Genomic DNA, 16,653 nt, shown 5'->3' on the forward strand with positions numbered 1-16,653 from the left:
AGGATAAGCCGTCAGTGCGACGACCCGAGATAGAATGGAGCGACCCCGGAGGTGCTACCAACACCAGCCGGGGCCTAACCCACTCGCTTGAAGCACCAAGGAGGGGCTGCCGTGAAGGCTACCCGAACCCGACGTCCATGTCCGACATGTGGATCACCCATCGACCGAGGTCCCGGACAGCATGCGTACTGCTCCGACGAATGTCGCCCATCTGCGAGCACCCCACATGCGACCGCCCTACGCGGGGCATGCAGACGGTGTGCGACTCGCACCGGGTTCAGCTTGATCGCCACGGCGAACTCCGGCCGGACACGTGGTCGAAGGAATGGGTGTGCGTCGTTTGCGGGGCAGGTGTCCCGAAGGGGTCGGGGCGCCGTAAGCACTGCTCGAGGGGCTGTCAGCAAACCGACTCTCGATACAACGGGCGTCGCCCAACGACGGCGAAATGTCGGCTATGCGGGCAGGACTTCTCCCTACAGCGGCGCACCGGGGCGAGGCTTCAGCGCACCGACACTCAGTGGTGCCGCACCTGCGGTAGAGAATCCCCCGAAGCGCGCCGATATCTGAAGTACGGAATCACCCCGGAGGAGTACGCGGCCGCGATGAATCGGGGCTGCGACATCTGCGGCGAGCGCGTGGGGGCGCTACATATCGACCATGACCACAGCTGCTGCCCTCCACGGAGTAAGCAGTGGCGAACCTGCGGGCAGTGCGTCCGCGGATTCCTCTGCGGATCGTGCAACCGCGGATTGGGCCTACTGAAGGATGACCCGAACGTGCTGCGAAGCGCGATCGAGTACCTCGGTCGAAAGGCCTAGAAACAGCGCATACATACGGACTCAACGAACACCCCTAAGGCCATGAGCCTCTGGGGTGTTCGTCATTTCTGGCGGCAAGCAAAGGGGGTGGCAGCGTGGCCACGGAGCTAGGTGTTGCCTACATTTCCATCGTTCCAGAGACGAGCCGTATCGCTCCTGGCATCCGTAACGCGCTCAATGGTGCTGAACGCGGCGCTGGTGACACTGGGCGTCGCATGGGTCACACGATGTCCACCGCCCTCGGCACGGCGCTGGGGATTGGCGTGTCGAAGGCGGCGGGCGCAGCATCGAAGGTGCTGCAGGATGCCCTGTCGGCAGGCTACAACCGGATCACCACCCTGGAGAAGGCGGACATCCAGTTCCGCAATATGGGGCTGTCGGCCGGTGACACGAAGCGTCAGCTTGCCGATCTGAATGACATCGTCACCGGCACCTCGACTTCGCTGGCTGATGCAGCGGCGGCAGCAGCGATGCTGGGCGGTGCTGGCGTGGCGGCGGGCGACGACATGAACAACGCTGTGAAGGCGTTGGTGAACATCTCTGCGGCCTCTGGCGCCTCGGCGCAGGACATCGGCCTCGTGATGATGCAGATCAAGGCGTCGGGCAAGTTGATGGGCTCGGAGGCGTTGCAGCTGGCCCAGCGCGGCGTGCCGATCTATGACCTCATTGCGAAGTCGATCGGCAAGACGACTGCCGAGGTCCGCACCCTCGGCGAAGAGGGCAAGATCTCGTTCGACCAGGTCGTCACGGCGATCAACCAGGGCACCGGCAACCTCGCGAAGGAGATGGGCGAGACCCTTCCCGCGAAGCTCGCCAACTTCCGGACCGCGATGGGCCGCCTGTCGGCTGCGGGCATGGAGCCGTTCCTTCTCCGCGCCAAGGGCGGCGTTGTCGGCCTGACCGAAGCAGTAAACGATCTCACCCCGAAGATGAAGGATTTCGCGCTCGCCGCGGACGCCAAGATCTTCGACCAGTGGGTGCCGCAGCTCAAGGGTCTGTATGCAACCCTCGAGGGCTCGGGAGCTCTTGATCGAGCGGCCGAAACCTTTACGGCGCTGTGGGATTCACTGATGGAACTCGGTCCTGCAGCGCGTACGATTGGGGCGGCACTCGCGGAAGCGTCTGCGTCGCTCGGCGTCGGCGGCTGGCAGGTGTTCCTGGCGACGGTCCAGACGGCGTCGGGGATTCTGCAAGGACTCGCCCCGGTGCTTCAGACTGTCGGCGATCTCATGGAGGCGCATCCGGGTTACGTCACCGCAGCGCTCGCGGCGTGGTTGGCGTTCCGAACCGTGCCCGCAATCCTGGGGCGCGTCACGACGGCGCTCGGCCCGATGCATACGGGAATCAGTCGTGTCGGAACGGCGTTCGGCGGTGTGCGTCCGGCAATCGGCAACTTCACCGACGCCTATCGGACCTCGCTTGGCTACATCCGGCAGGCGAACCCGCAGCTCTCGACGGCCGGCGCCCATATCCGCGTCCTTGGTGCCAACGCGGGAATGGCCGCTTCCGGCGGACTCAGCGCACTACGTGGGGCGGCCGGTGGACTGTCTGCGGCATTGGGCGGCCCTTTGAATATCGCGCTCATGGCTGGTGCCGCATATCTGATGATGGGCGCGCAGGCTCACGCCGATGCGACGCAGAAGGCGAAGGCTCAGTCGCAGGCGGTGAAGGAGCTTGCGGAGTCCCAGAGGCTGATGGGTGCCGCTTTCCGTGAGTCCCGCGGTGCCATGAACGATGACACCTGGGCCAAGGCTGCGGAACAGGTTGGGGCGTACCAGAAGACGCTGAGCACTGCCGCCGATCAGCACAAGTCGACGTGGGAACAGCTCAAAGAGGTCGGCGGCCTCTTCAAGATGGCATCCGGCTCGAACGAAGTGCTGAATGAGAACGCCGAGCGAGCCATGGCGGCTGAAAAGGCGATCCGCGATCTCGGGATGTCCAACGAAGAAGTCGCCCGCTCTCTGTACGGCTCCGACGGACAGTGGAAGCTGCTTGGTGACCGACTTGCCGCCACTGGCGAGGGCGGCATCATGGCGGCGGGCCAGCTCTCGAAGATCCGTGATGAGTTCATGCGCCAGCGCGAGGCGGCTGGGCGCGTGGCGCCTGGCGTCTCCGAACTCGGCGAGGCAATGCGCGTCCTGGGCGACAAGACGTCGACCGCGGCGGAGAAGACACGGGCGCTGAAGTCGGCGCTCGATGCGTTGAACCCCGCCCGCACTGAGGGTGAGGCGATTGCCCGTCACAACGACGTGATGCGTCAGGTTGCTGACTCGACCAAGGAGGCTATCAACCAGTCTGAGGGGTTCGGTGCGGCGCTCCTGAGTCAGAAGCTGGGCATCGACACGGCAACGAAGAATGGTGCTGCGCTCCGGCAATCGCTGGTGGACATTGTGGACGCCACAACTGATGCTGCCGCGTCGGGTGCTGATATGACGGAGCGGAATCGTCAGAACCAGGAGGCTCTCGCCCAGTTGGCGCGGCAGTATGGCCTGACTGGTGAGCAGATCCGTGCCGCTGCAGACAAACTCGGTCTTGATGACGTCGAAGTGACGGTGGCCCTGAAGGGTGCCCCTGAGGCGGTCCAGCAATTGGCGGCGATCTCCGCCAAGTGGAATGACATGCCGACCCAGAAGACGATGACGATCGACAGTTCGGCGGTTACCAAGGAGACGCAGGGTCTGCTGGAGCGGCTGGGTGCGACGGTTGAGCGGATTCCGAACACCAATCAGGTGAAGATCACTGCGGATGATGCGGATGCTCGGGCGAAGATTCTGATGGTTACGCAGAACATCGCCGTGCTGAATGCGCTGCGGGCGAACCCGAAGGTCGACCTCGACAAGGCTATGTTCGATCTGCGAAATAGTGAGGCCCGGGGAGCGCTTGAAGGGCTGGATCGTACCGCTGTGTCGCCGGCTGCTGGGCTAGTTATTGACCAGTTGCTGCAGGGCAAAGCCGTGTCGATGGAGCAGCTGAATACCCTCTCGCAGACCACCGCGAATCCCAAGGTGGATATGGAGATCGCTGCGATTATGCAGAAGCTCGGTCTCATCAACACTGAGCTAGATCGGGCCGCCCGGGAGCGTCAGGCATACATCAATGTGCAGACTCGTGGTCTCAACCTCGGCGACACTACCCCGAGTGGCCAGGTGTGGCGCGGTCCCGGTCTGGCGAACAATGCTGACGGCTCGGTTCGCCGCTACGCACAGGGCGGTATTCGGGATCTCGAGCAGTATGCGAATGGGAAGTTGCCGAACCAGGCGGTCATCGAGAAGGCGCGCCGAACACTCTGGTGCAGTGGGCTGAACCTGGAGAGCTGGTGGTGAGGCGGCATCCTGCGCGGGGAGCGGGTCGCAGGGTGCGCGAGGATGCTCGGCGAGCGTGGCGCGGCGTGTGGGGCGCAGAGGGAATGAACGCCTCACACCAGTCTCAGGTTCAGCCCACTGCACCAGAGTGTTCGGGCGCGCCTTCTCGATGACCGCCTGGTTCGGCAACTTCCCATTCGCATACTGCTCGAGATCCCGAATACCGCCCTGTGCGTAGCGGCGAACCGAGCCGTCAGCATTGTTCGCCAGACCGGGACCGCGCCACACCTGGCCACTCGGGGTAGTGTCGCCGAGGTTGAGACCACGAGTCTGCACATTGATGTATGCCTGACGCTCCCGGGCGGCCCGATCTAGCTCAGTGTTGATGAGACCGAGCTTCTGCATAATCGCAGCGATCTCCATATCCACCTTGGACGCGTTCTGCAGAGTACAGCTGCTCCATCGACACGGCTTTGCCCTGCAGCAACTGGTCAATAACTAGCCCAGCAGCCGGCGACACAGCGGTACGATCCAGCCCTTCAAGCGCTCCCCGGGCCTCACTATTTCGCAGATCGAACATAGCCTTGTCGAGGTCGACCTTCGGGTTCGCCCGCAGCGCATTCAGCACGGCGATGTTCTGCGTAACCATCAGAATCTTCGCCCGAGCATCCGCATCATCCGCAGTGATCTTCACCTGATTGGTGTTCGGAATCCGCTCAACCGTCGCACCCAGCCGCTCCAGCAGACCCTGCGTCTCCTTGGTAACCGCCGAACTGTCGATCGTCATCGTCTTCTGGGTCGGCATGTCATTCCACTTGGCGGAGATCGCCGCCAATTGCTGGACCGCCTCAGGGGCACCCTTCAGGGCCACCGTCACTTCGACGTCATCAAGACCGAGTTTGTCTGCAGCGGCACGGATCTGCTCACCAGTCAGGCCATACTGCCGCGCCAACTGGGCGAGAGCCTCCTGGTTCTGACGATTCCGCTCCGTCATATCAGCACCCGACGCGGCAGCATCAGTTGTGGCGTCCACAATGTCCACCAGCGATTGCCGGAGCGCAGCACCATTCTTCGTTGCCGTGTCGATGCCCAGCTTCTGACTCAGGAGCGCCGCACCGAACCCCTCAGACTGGTTGATAGCCTCCTTGGTCGAGTCAGCAACCTGACGCATCACGTCGTTGTGACGGGCAATCGCCTCACCCTCAGTGCGGGCGGGGTTCAACGCATCGAGCGCCGACTTCAGCGCCCGTGTCTTCTCCGCCGCGGTCGACGTCTTGTCGCCCAGGACGCGCATTGCCTCGCCGAGTTCGGAGACGCCAGGCGCCACGCGCCCAGCCGCCTCGCGCTGGCGCATGAACTCATCACGGATCTTCGAGAGCTGGCCCGCCGCCATGATGCCGCCCTCGCCAGTGGCGGCAAGTCGGTCACCAAGCAGCTTCCACTGTCCGTCGGAGCCGTACAGAGAGCGGGCGACTTCTTCGTTGGACATCCCGAGATCGCGGATCGCCTTTTCAGCCGCCATGGCTCGCTCGGCGTTCTCATTCAGCACTTCGTTCGAGCCGGATGCCATCTTGAAGAGGCCGCCGACCTCTTTGAGCTGTTCCCACGTCGACTTGTGCTGATCGGCGGCAGTGCTCAGCGTCTTCTGGTACGCCCCAACCTGTTCCGCAGCCTTGGCCCAGGTGTCATCGTTCATGGCACCGCGGGACTCACGGAAAGCGGCACCCATCAGCCTCTGGGACTCCGCAAGCTCCTTCACCGCCTGCGACTGAGCCTTCGCCTTCTGCGTCGCATCGGCGTGAGCCTGCGCGCCCATCATCAGATATGCGGCACCAGCCATGAGCGCGATATTCAAAGGGCCGCCCAATGCCGCAGACAGTCCACCGGCCGCCCCACGTAGTGCGCTGAGTCCGCCGGAAGCGGCCATTCCCGCGTTGGCACCAAGGACGCGGATATGGGCGCCGGCCGTCGAGAGCTGCGGGTTCGCCTGCCGGATGTAGCCAAGCGAGGTCCGATAGGCGTCGGTGAAGTTGCCGATTGCCGGACGCACACCGCCGAACGCCGTTCCGACACGACTGATTCCCGTATGCATCGGGCCGAGCGCCGTCGTGACGCGCCCCAGGATTGCGGGCACGGTTCGGAACGCCAACCACGCCGCGAGCGCTGCGGTGACGTAACCCGGATGCGCCTCCATGAGATCGCCGACAGTCTGAAGCACCGGGGCGAGTCCTTGCAGAATCCCCGACGCCGTCTGGACCGTCGCCAGGAACACCTGCCAGCCGCCGACGCCGAGCGACGCAGACGCTTCCGCGAGTGCCGCCCCAATCGTACGCGCTGCAGGACCGAGTTCCATCAGTGAATCCCACAGCGCCGTAAAGGTTTCGGCCGCTCGATCAAGAGCTCCCGAGCCCTCGAGGGTTGCATACAGACCCTTGAGCTGCGGCACCCACTGGTCGAAGATCTTGGCGTCCGCGGCGAGCGCGAAATCCTTCATCTTCGGGGTGAGATCGTTTACTGCTTCGGTCAGGCCGACAACGCCGCCCTTGGCGCGGAGAAGGAACGGCTCCATGCCCGCAGCCGACAGGCGGCCCATCGCGGTCCGGAAGTTGGCGAGCTTCGCGGGAAGGGTCTCGCCCATCTCCTTCGCGAGGTTGCCGGTGCCCTGGTTGATCGCCGTGACGACCTGGTCGAACGAGATCTTGCCCTCTTCGCCGAGGGTGCGGACCTCGGCAGTCGTCTTGCCGATCGACTTCGCAATGAGGTCATAGATCGGCACGCCGCGCTGGGCCAGCTGCAACGCCTCCGAGCCCATCAACTTGCCCGACGCCTTGATCTGCATCATCACGAGGCCGATGTCCTGCGCCGAGGCGCCAGAGGCCGCAGAGATGTTCACCAACGCCTTCACAGCGTTGTTCATGTCGTCGCCCGCCGCCACGCCAGCACCGCCCAGCATCGCTGCTGCCGCCGCTGCATCAGCCAGCGAAGTCGAGGTGCCGGTGACGATGTCATTCAGATCGGCAAGCTGACGCTTCGTGTCACCGGCCGACAGCCCCATATTGCGGAACTGGATGTCCGCCTTCTCCAGGGTGGTGATCCGGTTGTAGCCTGCCGACAGGGCATCCTGCAGCACCTTCGATGCTGCGCCCGCCGCCTTCGACACGCCAATCCCCAGCGCCGTGCCGAGGGCGGTGGACATCGTGTGACCCATGCGACGCCCAGTGTCACCAGCGCCGCGTTCAGCACCATTGAGCGCGTTACGGATGCCAGGAGCGATACGGCTCGTCTCTGGAACGATGGAAATGTAGGCAACACCTAGCTCCGTGGCCACGCTGCCACCCCCTTTGCTTGCCGCCAGAAATGACGAACACCCCAGAGGCTCATGGCCTTAGGGGTGTTCGTTGAGTCCGTATGTATGCGCTGTTTCTAGGCCTTTCGACCGAGGTACTCGATCGCGCTTCGCAGCACGTTCGGGTCATCCTTCAGTAGGCCCAATCCGCGGTTGCACGATCCGCAGAGGAATCCGCGGACGCACTGCCCGCAGGTTCGCCACTGCTTACTCCGTGGAGGGCAGCAGCTGTGGTCATGGTCGATATGTAGCGCCCCCACGCGCTCGCCGCAGATGTCGCAGCCCCGATTCATCGCGGCCGCGTACTCCTCCGGGGTGATTCCGTACTTCAGATATCGGCGCGCTTCGGGGGATTCTCTACCGCAGGTGCGGCACCACTGAGTGTCGGTGCGCTGAAGCCTCGCCCCGGTGCGCCGCTGTAGGGAGAAGTCCTGCCCGCATAGCCGACATTTCGCCGTCGTTGGGCGACGCCCGTTGTATCGAGAGTCGGTTTGCTGACAGCCCCTCGAGCAGTGCTTACGGCGCCCCGACCCCTTCGGGACACCTGCCCCGCAAACGACGCACACCCATTCCTTCGACCACGTGTCCGGCCGGAGTTCGCCGTGGCGATCAAGCTGAACCCGGTGCGAGTCGCACACCGTCTGCATGCCCCGCGTAGGGCGGTCGCATGTGGGGTGCTCGCAGATGGGGCGACATTCGTCGGAGCAGTACGCATGCTGTCCGGGACCTCGGTCGATGGGTGATCCACATGTCGGACATGGACGTCGGGTTCGGGTAGCCTTCACGGCAGCCCCTCCTTGGTGCTTCAAGCGAGTGGGTTAGGCCCCGGCTGGTGTTGGTAGCACCTCCGGGGTCGCTCCATTCTATCTCGGGTCGTCGCACTGACGGCTTATCCTGTCGAGATGAAACGTGCATGCATTGCCATCCCAGTAATCGCATTCGCCCTCGCCGCCTCTGGGTGCAGCGACCGAAGCCCCGAGGCCGGTAAGGCTCCTGCGACATCGTCGGCCTCCGCACCTGCCCCTGCAGTCGCAGGTGCGTACACGTCAGTGAGTCAACTCGCGGCCGGACTAACTTCAGCCGGCTTCCCATGCCTGGTTACTGACGCAACCTCGGGCCGAAGGCTGAGCACGGATCGTGCCCACTAACCCAACGGCCGAAGCTCGACTGAGTGTGTGGTTCTCAGAAGACCTCGCCTCGAAGGGAATCGCTGCATCGGTAAAGCACTCTGACATCACGGGAGACATCACTGGCGATCGCCACTACTACGTAACGGGACCAACCTGGCTGATCAGCCTCGACCAGAACGCGGTCATGGCAGGCCAGATTGCGGGACAGTTCGGCGGCGAACTAGTGAAGTCCGGTGATATCTAGCGCATCGACGCCGCGACCGCCCGAGCCTTCTCAGCCTCGCTGGGACCTTCGCCCTCGGTAGCTTCGGCAGCGTCATCCCGAGGCGGCCCATACCGGGCCGGGAAGTAGATCTCAGGCACTTCGTTAAACGTGGTCAACGCCTGCATGTATCGGAGGTCGGAAACGATCGTCGCCACCTCCGACAAGAGCATCACAGACGGATCAGACCACAGCCAAGTGTCAGGATTCCATGCCCGGAACAGCTCCATTGCGTGGTCTGTGCGAGCCCTGCGGACAATAGCCCGCAGGTCAGTCCATGAAAACCAGGGCTTCCCGAGATCCGCAACCTGAGGCCGCGGGAAATCAGGTCGTACTCGATGGCCTCCCCGTGCTCGTCTAGGAGTCGGCGGAGGCCGAAGATTCCCCCACTGTGATGTCAGGATCTTCGAGCTGCTTCTTGATCCACTGGATGGTGCCCTCAGGGATCTTCGTCATCAGGAGCTTGTACTCGGCAGCCGACACGTACGGCTTGAGCCACCGGAGGGTGACTTCCTTCTCCTCGAAACCCTTCAGGGTTTCCTCTGCGTCGACCGGGCGCGGCAGCGTCTTCTCCGCGCTGTTGAGGCTGTTCGCCCATTCGGCGATCTTCACATCCGCTTCCCCGAACGGGGTGATCCAGTCCTGGTACTTCTTGATCTCGGCGGGGTCCATCCACTTGCGCGCGGCATCGACACCAGTACCGGATCGCGCCCGGGGATGGGGACGGCGAACTTCAACAGGTGATCGTCGGACGAGGGGGCTACTGCGTAGCCTTCGGGAACAGACATGGTTTGACCAGGAACCTTTCAACATTGGGATAGAACTTCAACCAGGAGCAGCCCCGGCCTGGCAAAAGGACGCGGCTCCTGGTCAGGGACAACATGACACCCCTTCGCCAGGCCGAGATTGTGTGCCCGGGGAGGCTAGATACCTCCCCGGGCAAGACGGGTCAGCTACCCGAAGTGGCGGCGATGCCGTCCACGTCGCCGAACTCGTCGACGTAGTCGCCGTTGGAGTTGCGGAACGCTCGGATCGTCAACTCCACGCCCGACGCGTCCTGCGACTCGTCCTTCCACTCCGCGATCTCCGAGACGCGGCCCTTCTCCACGACGTACGTCTTGAACTTCTTGCCGCACTTCGTGGCGAACACGTGGGCCGACAGCGGAAGCTGCGACGAGTTGTGGCGGACGTGGTAGCGCTGCCCCTTGCCGCCGGCAGCGGGGATGAGGGTGACGTTGTCGTCACCTGCGACGGTCCGCTTCACCGACGGCAGGTCGACGTCGAGCAGCTTGATCTTGAAGCTGGTGCCGTACTCGGTCTGCACATCGACGTAGTCGCCACCGTCGAAGTCCTTGACGGTGTTCGAGGTGCGGGTGATGCCGACCGACAGGCCGTCGACCGCCGCGGTTCCGTGGTCCTCGAACGCGGCGTTCAGGTCTTCCGGCGACTCGACCGGAGCGGTGGGAAGCGTGGTACCCAGAGGTGCCCGCCAGTAGACGCCGCCGTCGAGCGACTGCGCCACGTAAGAGTGTTCGACTGCCATTGTTTTGCCCCTTTCAGGCGAGGTGACCAGGAGCCGCGAAAGGGTTATTCAGTTAGGAGACTTTAGGTTCGGAGCACGAAGAGTGTCCCGGTGAACTGGAACCGGGAATGCTTTTCATAGTCCGGGTTGGGATAGTCGGCCAGGCTGTTCATGACCCAGTCGGTTACCCACAGGCCTGCCCATGGGCCGCCCGAGGATGCAGCCTGGAATCCGTCCGCGATGGTTCCGATCGATTGCTCAGTCCACGCCGTGTCCGGGCTGCCCTTGGGGGTTGAGCCGTACAGTTCGACAAGGATGCGAGCGCGATCCAGTGAGCGATCCCGTGGGCCGCCGATACGAGAAACCCTCCCGAATCGGGCAGGGTCTTCTGAGACGGTCGTGGAGAACTTCACTCCAGGCAGCGCCGCTCGGCAGATGGAGAGCGCCGCCAGCGTGGGTGTCGACATCAGTTATCCGAGAGCCCTGAGGATCGTGTTGTTGCGGGCATTGTCGCGTTGCGCCTTGTAGTCGGCGGTGACGACAGAGGCACGCCAACGGCCCTGGGGACGTGCCATGCCTGCCCGTGAACCCACCGCGTACGTGCCCTCGCCCATAGCGCTCGCATCGTCAGCAATGCAGACTCGAGCGGGATGGACGCCTCGAGCGATCGCTGACTGAGTGCGAGACGCTATGGGTCGAGGTGCACGTAGACGCGGTGGTTCACGTGGGCAGTGCATGGTCACGCCTCCCCGGCGCCGTTGGCGTAGCCTCTGTCGTCACCGACCGTACGTAACACAGGCCGCAACGTCGATCAATTGCCCTGTCATATCCCAGACTACACGATCCTCCAGGGCTCTCGCGGATAACTCGATCGTCGACACTCCACGGCTCGCGCGCCGCGCTCTCCTCATCTGCCGAGCGGCGGCTGCTGGAGTGAAGTCTCCACCCGACCGTCTCAGAAGACCCTGCCCGATTCGGGAGGTTTCTCGTATCGGCGGCCCACGGGGATTCGCTCACTGGATCGCGCTCGCATCCTTGTCGAACTGTACGGCCTCAAACCCCCAAGGGCAGCCCGGACACGGCGTGGACTGAGCAATCGATCGGAACCATCGCGGACGGATTCCAGGCTGCAATCCTCGGGCGGCCCATGGGCAGGCCTGTGGGTAACCGACTGGGTTCATGAACAGCCTGGCCGACTATCCCAACCCGGACTATGAAAAGCATTCCCGGTTCCAGTTCACCGGGACACTCTTCGTGCTCCGAACCTAAAGTCTCCTAACTGAATAACCCTTTCGCGGCTCCTGGTCACCTCGCCTGAAAGGGGCAAAACAATGGCAGTCGAACACTCTTACGTGGCGCAGTCGCTCGACGGCGGCGTCTACTGGCGGGCACCTCTGGGTACCACGCTTCCCACCGCTCCGGTCGAGTCGCCGGAAGACCTGAACGCCGCGTTCGAGGACCACGGAACCGCGGCGGTCGACGGCCTGTCGGTCGGCATCACCCGCACCTCGAACACCGTCAAGGACTTCGACGGTGGCGACTACGTCGATGTGCAGACCGAGTACGGCACCAGCTTCAAGATCAAGCTGCTCGACGTCGACCTGCCGTCGGTGAAGCGGACCGTCGCAGGTGACGACAACGTCACCCTCATCCCCGCTGCCGGCGGCAAGGGGCAGCGCTACCACGTCCGCCACAACTCGTCGCAGCTTCCGCTGTCGGCCCACGTGTTCGCCACGAAGTGCGGCAAGAAGTTCAAGACGTACGTCGTGGAGAAGGGCCGCGTCTCGGAGATCGCGGAGTGGAAGGACGAGTCGCAGGACGCGTCGGGCGTGGAGTTGACGATCCGAGCGTTCCGCAACTCCAACGGCGACTACGTCGACGAGTTCGGCGACGTGGACGGCATCGCCGCCACTTCGGGTAGCTGACCCGTCTTGCCCGGGGAGGTATCTAGCCTCCCCGGGCACACAATCTCGGCCTGGCGAAGGGGTGTCATGTTGTCCCTGACCAGGAGCCGCGTCCTTTTGCCAGGCCGGGGCTGCTCCTGGTTGAAGTTCTATCCCAATGTTGAAAGGTTCCTGGTCAAACCATGTCTGTTCCCGAAGGCTACGCAGTAGCCCCCTCGTCCGACGATCACCTGTTGAAGTTCGCCGTCCCCATCCCCGGGCGCGATCCGGTACTGGTGTCGATGCCGCCGCGCAAGTGGATGGACCCCGCCGAGATCAAGAAGTACCAGGACTGGATCACCCCGTTCGGGGAAGCGGATGTGAAGATCGCCGAATGGGCGAACAGCCTCAACAGCGCGGAGAAGACGCTGCCGCGCCCGGTCGACGCAGAGGAAACCCTGAAGGGTTTCGAGGAGAAGGAAGTCACCCTCCGGTGGCTCAAGCCGTACGTGTCGGCTGCCGAGTACAAGCTCCTGATGACGAAGATCCCTGAGGGCACCATCCAGTGGATCAAGAAGCAGCTCGAAGATCCTGACATCACAGTGGGGGAATCTTCGGCCTCCGCCGACTCCTAGACGAGCACGGGGAGGCCATCGAGTACGACCTGATTTCCCGCGGCCTCAGGTTGCGGGATCTCGGGAAGCCCTGGTTTTCATGGACTGACCTGCGGGCTATTGTCCGCAGGGCTCGCACAGACCACGCAATGGAGCTGTTCCGGGCATGGAATCCTGACACTTGGCTGTGGTCTGATCCGTCTGTGATGCTCTTGTCGGAGGTGGCGACGATCGTTTCCGACCTCCGATACATGCAGGCGTTGACCACGTTTAACGAAGTGCCTGAGATCTACTTCCCGGCCCGGTATGGGCCGCCTCGGGATGACGCTGCCGAAGCTACCGAGGGCGAAGGTCCCAGCGAGGCTGAGAAGGCTCGGGCGGTCGCGGCGTCGATGCGCTAGATATCACCGGACTTCACTAGTTCGCCGCCGAACTGTCCCGCAATCTGGCCTGCCATGACCGCGTTCTGGTCGAGGCTGATCAGCCAGGTTGGTCCCGTTACGTAGTAGTGGCGATCGCCAGTGATGTCTCCCGTGATGTCAGAGTGCTTTACCGATGCAGCGATTCCCTTCGAGGCGAGGTCTTCTGAGAACCACACACTCAGTCGAGCTTCGGCCGTTGGGGTTAGTGGGCACGATCCGTGCTCAGCCTTCGGCCCGAGGTTGCGTCAGTAACCAGGCATGGGAAGCCGGCTGAAGTTAGTCCGGCCGCGAGTTGACTCACTGACGTGTACGCACCTGCGACTGCAGGGGCAGGTGCGGAGGCCGACGATGTCGCAGGAGCCTTACCGGCCTCGGGGCTTCGGTCGCTGCACCCAGAGGCGGCGAGGGCGAATGCGATTACTGGGATGGCAATGCATGCACGTTTCATCTCGACAGGATAAGCCGTCAGTGCGACGACCCGAGATAGAATGGAGCGACCCCGGAGGTGCTACCAACACCAGCCGGGGCCTAACCCACTCGCTTGAAGCACCAAGGAGGGGCTGCCGTGAAGGCTACCCGAACCCGACGTCCATGTCCGACATGTGGATCACCCATCGACCGAGGTCCCGGACAGCATGCGTACTGCTCCGACGAATGTCGCCCCATCTGCGAGCACCCCACATGCGACCGCCCTACGCGGGCATGCAGACGGTGTGCGACTCGCACCGGGTTCAGCTTGATCGCCACGGCGAACTCCGGCCGGACACGTGGTCGAAGGAATGGGTGTGCGTCGTTTGCGGGGCAGGTGTCCCGAAGGGGTCGGGGCGCCGTAAGCACTGCTCGAGGGCTGTCAGCAAACCGACTCTCGATACAACGGGCGTCGCCCAACGACGGCGAAATGTCGGCTATGCGGGCAGGACTTCTCCCTACAGCGGCGCACCGGGGCGAGGCTTCAGCGCACCGACACTCAGTGGTGCCGCACCTGCGGTAGAGAATCCCCCGAAGCGCGCCGATATCTGAAGTACGGAATCACCCCGGAGGAGTACGCGGCCGCGATGAATCGGGGCTGCGACATCTGCGGCGAGCGCGTGGGGGCGCTACATATCGACCATGACCACAGCTGCTGCCCTCCACGGAGTAAGCAGTGGCGAACCTGCGGGCAGTGCGTCCGCGGATTCCTCTGCGGATCGTGCAACCGCGGATTGGGCCTACTGAAGGATGACCCGAACGTGCTGCGAAGCGCGATCGAGTACCTCGGTCGAAAGGCCTAGAAACAGCGCATACATACGGACTCAACGAACACCCCTAAGGCCATGAGCCTCTGGGGTGTTCGTCATTTCTGGCGGCAAGCAAAGGGGTGGCAGCGTGGCCACGGAGCTAGGTGTTGCCTACATTTCCATCGTTCCAGAGACGAGCCGTATCGCTCCTGGCATCCGTAACGCGCTCAATGGTGCTGAACGCGGCGCTGGTGACACTGGGCGTCGCATGGGTCACACGATGTCCACCGCCCTCGGCACGGCGCTGGGATTGGCGTGTCGAAGGCGGCGGGCGCAGCATCGAAGGTGCTGCAGGATGCCCTGTCGGCAGGCTACAACCGGATCACCACCCTGGAGAAGGCGGACATCCAGTTCCGCAATATGGGGCTGTCGGCCGGTGACACGAAGCGTCAGCTTGCCGATCTGAATGACATCGTCACCGGCACCTCGACTTCGCTGGCTGATGCAGCGGCGGCAGCAGCGATGCTGGGCGGTGCTGGCGTGGCGGCGGGCGACGACATGAACAACGCTGTGAAGGCGTTGGTGAACATCTCTGCGGCCTCTGGCGCCTCGGCGCAGGACATCGGCCTCGTGATGATGCAGATCAAGGCGTCGGCAAGTTGATGGGCTCGGAGGCGTTGCAGCTGGCCCAGCGCGGCGTGCCGATCTATGACCTCATTGCGAAGTCGATCGGCAAGACGACTGCCGAGGTCCGCACCCTCGGCGAAGAGGGCAAGATCTCGTTCGACCAGGTCGTCACGGCGATCAACCAGGGCACCGGCAACCTCGCGAAGGAGATGGGCGAGACCCTTCCCGCGAAGCTCGCCAACTTCCGGACCGCGATGGGCCGCCTGTCGGCTGCGGGCATGGAGCCGTTCCTTCTCCGCGCCAAGGGCGGCGTTGTCGGCCTGACCGAAGCAGTAAACGATCTCACCCCGAAGATGAAGGATTTCGCGCTCGCCGCGGACGCCAAGATCTTCGACCAGTGGGTGCCGCAGCTCAAGGGTCTGTATGCAACCCTCGAGGGCTCGGGAGCTCTTGATCGAGCGGCCGAAACCTTTACGGCGCTGTGGGATTCACTGATGGAACTCGGTCCTGCAGCGCGTACGATTGGGGCGGCACTCGCGGAAGCGTCTGCGTCGCTCGGCGTCGGCGGCTGGCAGGTGTTCCTGGCGACGGTCCAGACGGCGTCGGGATTCTGCAAGGACTCGCCCCGGTGCTTCAGACTGTCGGCGATCTCATGGAGGCGCATCCGGGTTACGTCACCGCAGCGCTCGCGGCGTGGTTGGCGTTCCGAACCGTGCCCGCAATCCTGGGGCGCGTCACGACGGCGCTCGGCCCGATGCATACGGGAATCAGTCGTGTCGGAACGGCGTTCGGCGGTGTGCGTCCGGCAATCGGCAACTTCACCGACGCCTATCGGACCTCGCTTGGCTACATCCGGCAGGCGAACCCGCAGCTCTCGACGGCCGGCGCCCATATCCGCGTCCTTGTGCCAACGCGGGAATGGCCGCTTCCGGCGGACTCAGCGCACTACGTGGGGCGGCCGGTGGACTGTCTGCGGCATTGGGCGGCCCTTTGAATATCGCGCTCATGGCTGGTGCCGCATATCTGATGATGGCGCGCAGGCTCACGCCGATGCGACGCAGAAGGCGAAGGCTCAGTCGCAGGCGGTGAAGGAGCTTGCGGAGTCCCAGAGGCTGATGGGCCGCTTTCCGTGAGTCCCGCGGTGCCATGAACGATGACACCTGGGCCAAGGCTGCGGAACAGGTTGGGGCGTACCAGAAGACGCTGAGCACTGCCGCCGATCAGCACAAGTCGACGTGGAACAGCTCAAAGAGGTCGGCGGCCTCTTCAAGATGGCATCCGGCTCGAACGAAGTGCTGAATGAGAACGCCGAGCGAGCCATGGCGGCTGAAAAGGCGATCCGCGATCTCGGGATGTCCAACGAAGAAGTCGCCCGCTCTCTGTACGGCTCCGACGGACAGTGGAAGCTGCTTGGTGACCGACTTGCCGCCACTGCGAGGGCGGCATCATGGCGGCGGGCCAGCTCTCGAAGATCCGTGATGAGTTCATGCGCCAGCGCGAGGCGGCTGGC

General features: G+C 63.6%; 15 protein-coding genes. 9 read left to right on the top strand and 6 right to left on the bottom strand.

What is annotated here, in order from left to right:
- Positions 1-248 precede the first annotated feature (248 nt).
- Together BLU62_RS34595 and BLU62_RS00265 are read left to right on the top strand one after the other, a co-directional pair.
- Complete coding sequence (locus BLU62_RS34595) at positions 249-818, top strand: endonuclease domain-containing protein (RefSeq protein WP_099047818.1); 570 nt, start codon at positions 249-251, stop codon at positions 816-818.
- 227 nt (positions 819-1,045) lie between these two features.
- Positions 1,046-4,141: a tape measure protein gene (locus BLU62_RS00265; protein ID WP_159441498.1), complete on the top strand. Its 3,096-nt coding sequence runs from the start codon at positions 1,046-1,048 to the stop codon at positions 4,139-4,141.
- Positions 4,142-4,496: 355 nt separating this feature from the next.
- Here the strand turns inward: BLU62_RS00265 and BLU62_RS00270 are convergent, their stop codons facing one another.
- Together BLU62_RS00270 and BLU62_RS34600 are read right to left on the bottom strand one after the other, a co-directional pair.
- Complete coding sequence (locus BLU62_RS00270) at positions 4,497-7,316, bottom strand: tape measure protein (protein WP_159441499.1); 2,820 nt, start codon at positions 7,314-7,316, stop codon at positions 4,497-4,499.
- Positions 7,317-7,543: 227 nt separating this feature from the next.
- Positions 7,544-8,113 (bottom strand): endonuclease domain-containing protein, encoded by a 570-nt coding sequence (locus tag BLU62_RS34600; protein WP_099047818.1) that lies wholly within the window; start codon positions 8,111-8,113, stop codon positions 7,544-7,546.
- A gap of 526 nt (positions 8,114-8,639) precedes the next feature.
- On the opposite strand from BLU62_RS34600, the gene BLU62_RS00280 reads away from it, so the two are divergent.
- Positions 8,640-8,840 (top strand): hypothetical protein, encoded by a 201-nt coding sequence (locus BLU62_RS00280; RefSeq protein ID WP_074847866.1) that lies wholly within the window; start codon positions 8,640-8,642, stop codon positions 8,838-8,840.
- Between the two features lie 375 nt (positions 8,841-9,215).
- On the opposite strand, the gene BLU62_RS00290 is transcribed toward BLU62_RS00280, so the two are convergent.
- The 3 genes from BLU62_RS00290 to BLU62_RS32025 form a co-directional block, all read right to left on the bottom strand.
- Positions 9,216-9,530 (bottom strand): hypothetical protein, encoded by a 315-nt coding sequence (locus tag BLU62_RS00290; RefSeq protein ID WP_074847871.1) that lies wholly within the window; start codon positions 9,528-9,530, stop codon positions 9,216-9,218.
- 277 nt (positions 9,531-9,807) lie between these two features.
- Positions 9,808-10,401: a hypothetical protein gene (locus BLU62_RS00295; protein WP_139179902.1), complete on the bottom strand. Its 594-nt coding sequence runs from the start codon at positions 10,399-10,401 to the stop codon at positions 9,808-9,810.
- Between the two features lie 62 nt (positions 10,402-10,463).
- A complete protein-coding gene (locus BLU62_RS32025) occupies positions 10,464-10,847 on the bottom strand; it encodes a hypothetical protein (RefSeq protein ID WP_139179903.1) in 384 nt (127 codons plus the stop codon).
- Positions 10,848-11,711: 864 nt separating this feature from the next.
- Between BLU62_RS32025 and BLU62_RS00300 the strand changes: the two genes are divergently transcribed.
- Both BLU62_RS00300 and BLU62_RS00305 read left to right on the top strand, forming a co-directional pair.
- Entirely contained in the window at positions 11,712-12,305 is a 594-nt protein-coding gene (locus tag BLU62_RS00300; protein WP_139179902.1) for a hypothetical protein, read from the top strand.
- Positions 12,306-12,466: 161 nt separating this feature from the next.
- Positions 12,467-12,898 carry a hypothetical protein gene (locus tag BLU62_RS00305; protein WP_074848129.1) on the top strand — a complete coding sequence of 144 codons (432 nt, stop codon included), beginning with the start codon at positions 12,467-12,469 and terminating at the stop codon, positions 12,896-12,898.
- Between the two features lie 376 nt (positions 12,899-13,274).
- Here the strand turns inward: BLU62_RS00305 and BLU62_RS00315 are convergent, their stop codons facing one another.
- Positions 13,275-13,475, bottom strand: a complete 201-nt coding sequence (locus BLU62_RS00315) for a hypothetical protein (RefSeq protein ID WP_074847866.1) — start codon at positions 13,473-13,475, stop codon at positions 13,275-13,277.
- An 840-nt stretch (positions 13,476-14,315) separates the two neighbouring features.
- Between BLU62_RS00315 and BLU62_RS34605 the strand changes: the two genes are divergently transcribed.
- The 4 genes from BLU62_RS34605 to BLU62_RS33125 form a co-directional block, all read left to right on the top strand.
- On the top strand, positions 14,316-14,570 hold the full coding sequence (locus tag BLU62_RS34605) for an endonuclease domain-containing protein (RefSeq protein ID WP_074847879.1): 255 nt from the start codon (positions 14,316-14,318) through the stop codon (positions 14,568-14,570).
- 261 nt (positions 14,571-14,831) lie between these two features.
- On the top strand, positions 14,832-15,179 hold the full coding sequence (locus tag BLU62_RS00325) for a hypothetical protein (protein WP_074847881.1): 348 nt from the start codon (positions 14,832-14,834) through the stop codon (positions 15,177-15,179).
- Entirely contained in the window at positions 15,179-16,276 is a 1,098-nt protein-coding gene (locus BLU62_RS00330) for a tape measure protein (RefSeq protein ID WP_074847883.1), read from the top strand. Before BLU62_RS00325 ends, BLU62_RS00330 begins: the two co-directional genes overlap by 1 nt.
- Before the next feature lie 102 nt (positions 16,277-16,378).
- On the top strand, positions 16,379-16,653 hold a 275-nt coding region (locus BLU62_RS33125; protein WP_208863582.1), incomplete at its 3' end, for a hypothetical protein.

This window comes from Gordonia westfalica, assembly GCF_900105725.1.
Taxonomy (GTDB): Bacteria; Actinomycetota; Actinomycetes; order Mycobacteriales; family Mycobacteriaceae; genus Gordonia; species Gordonia westfalica.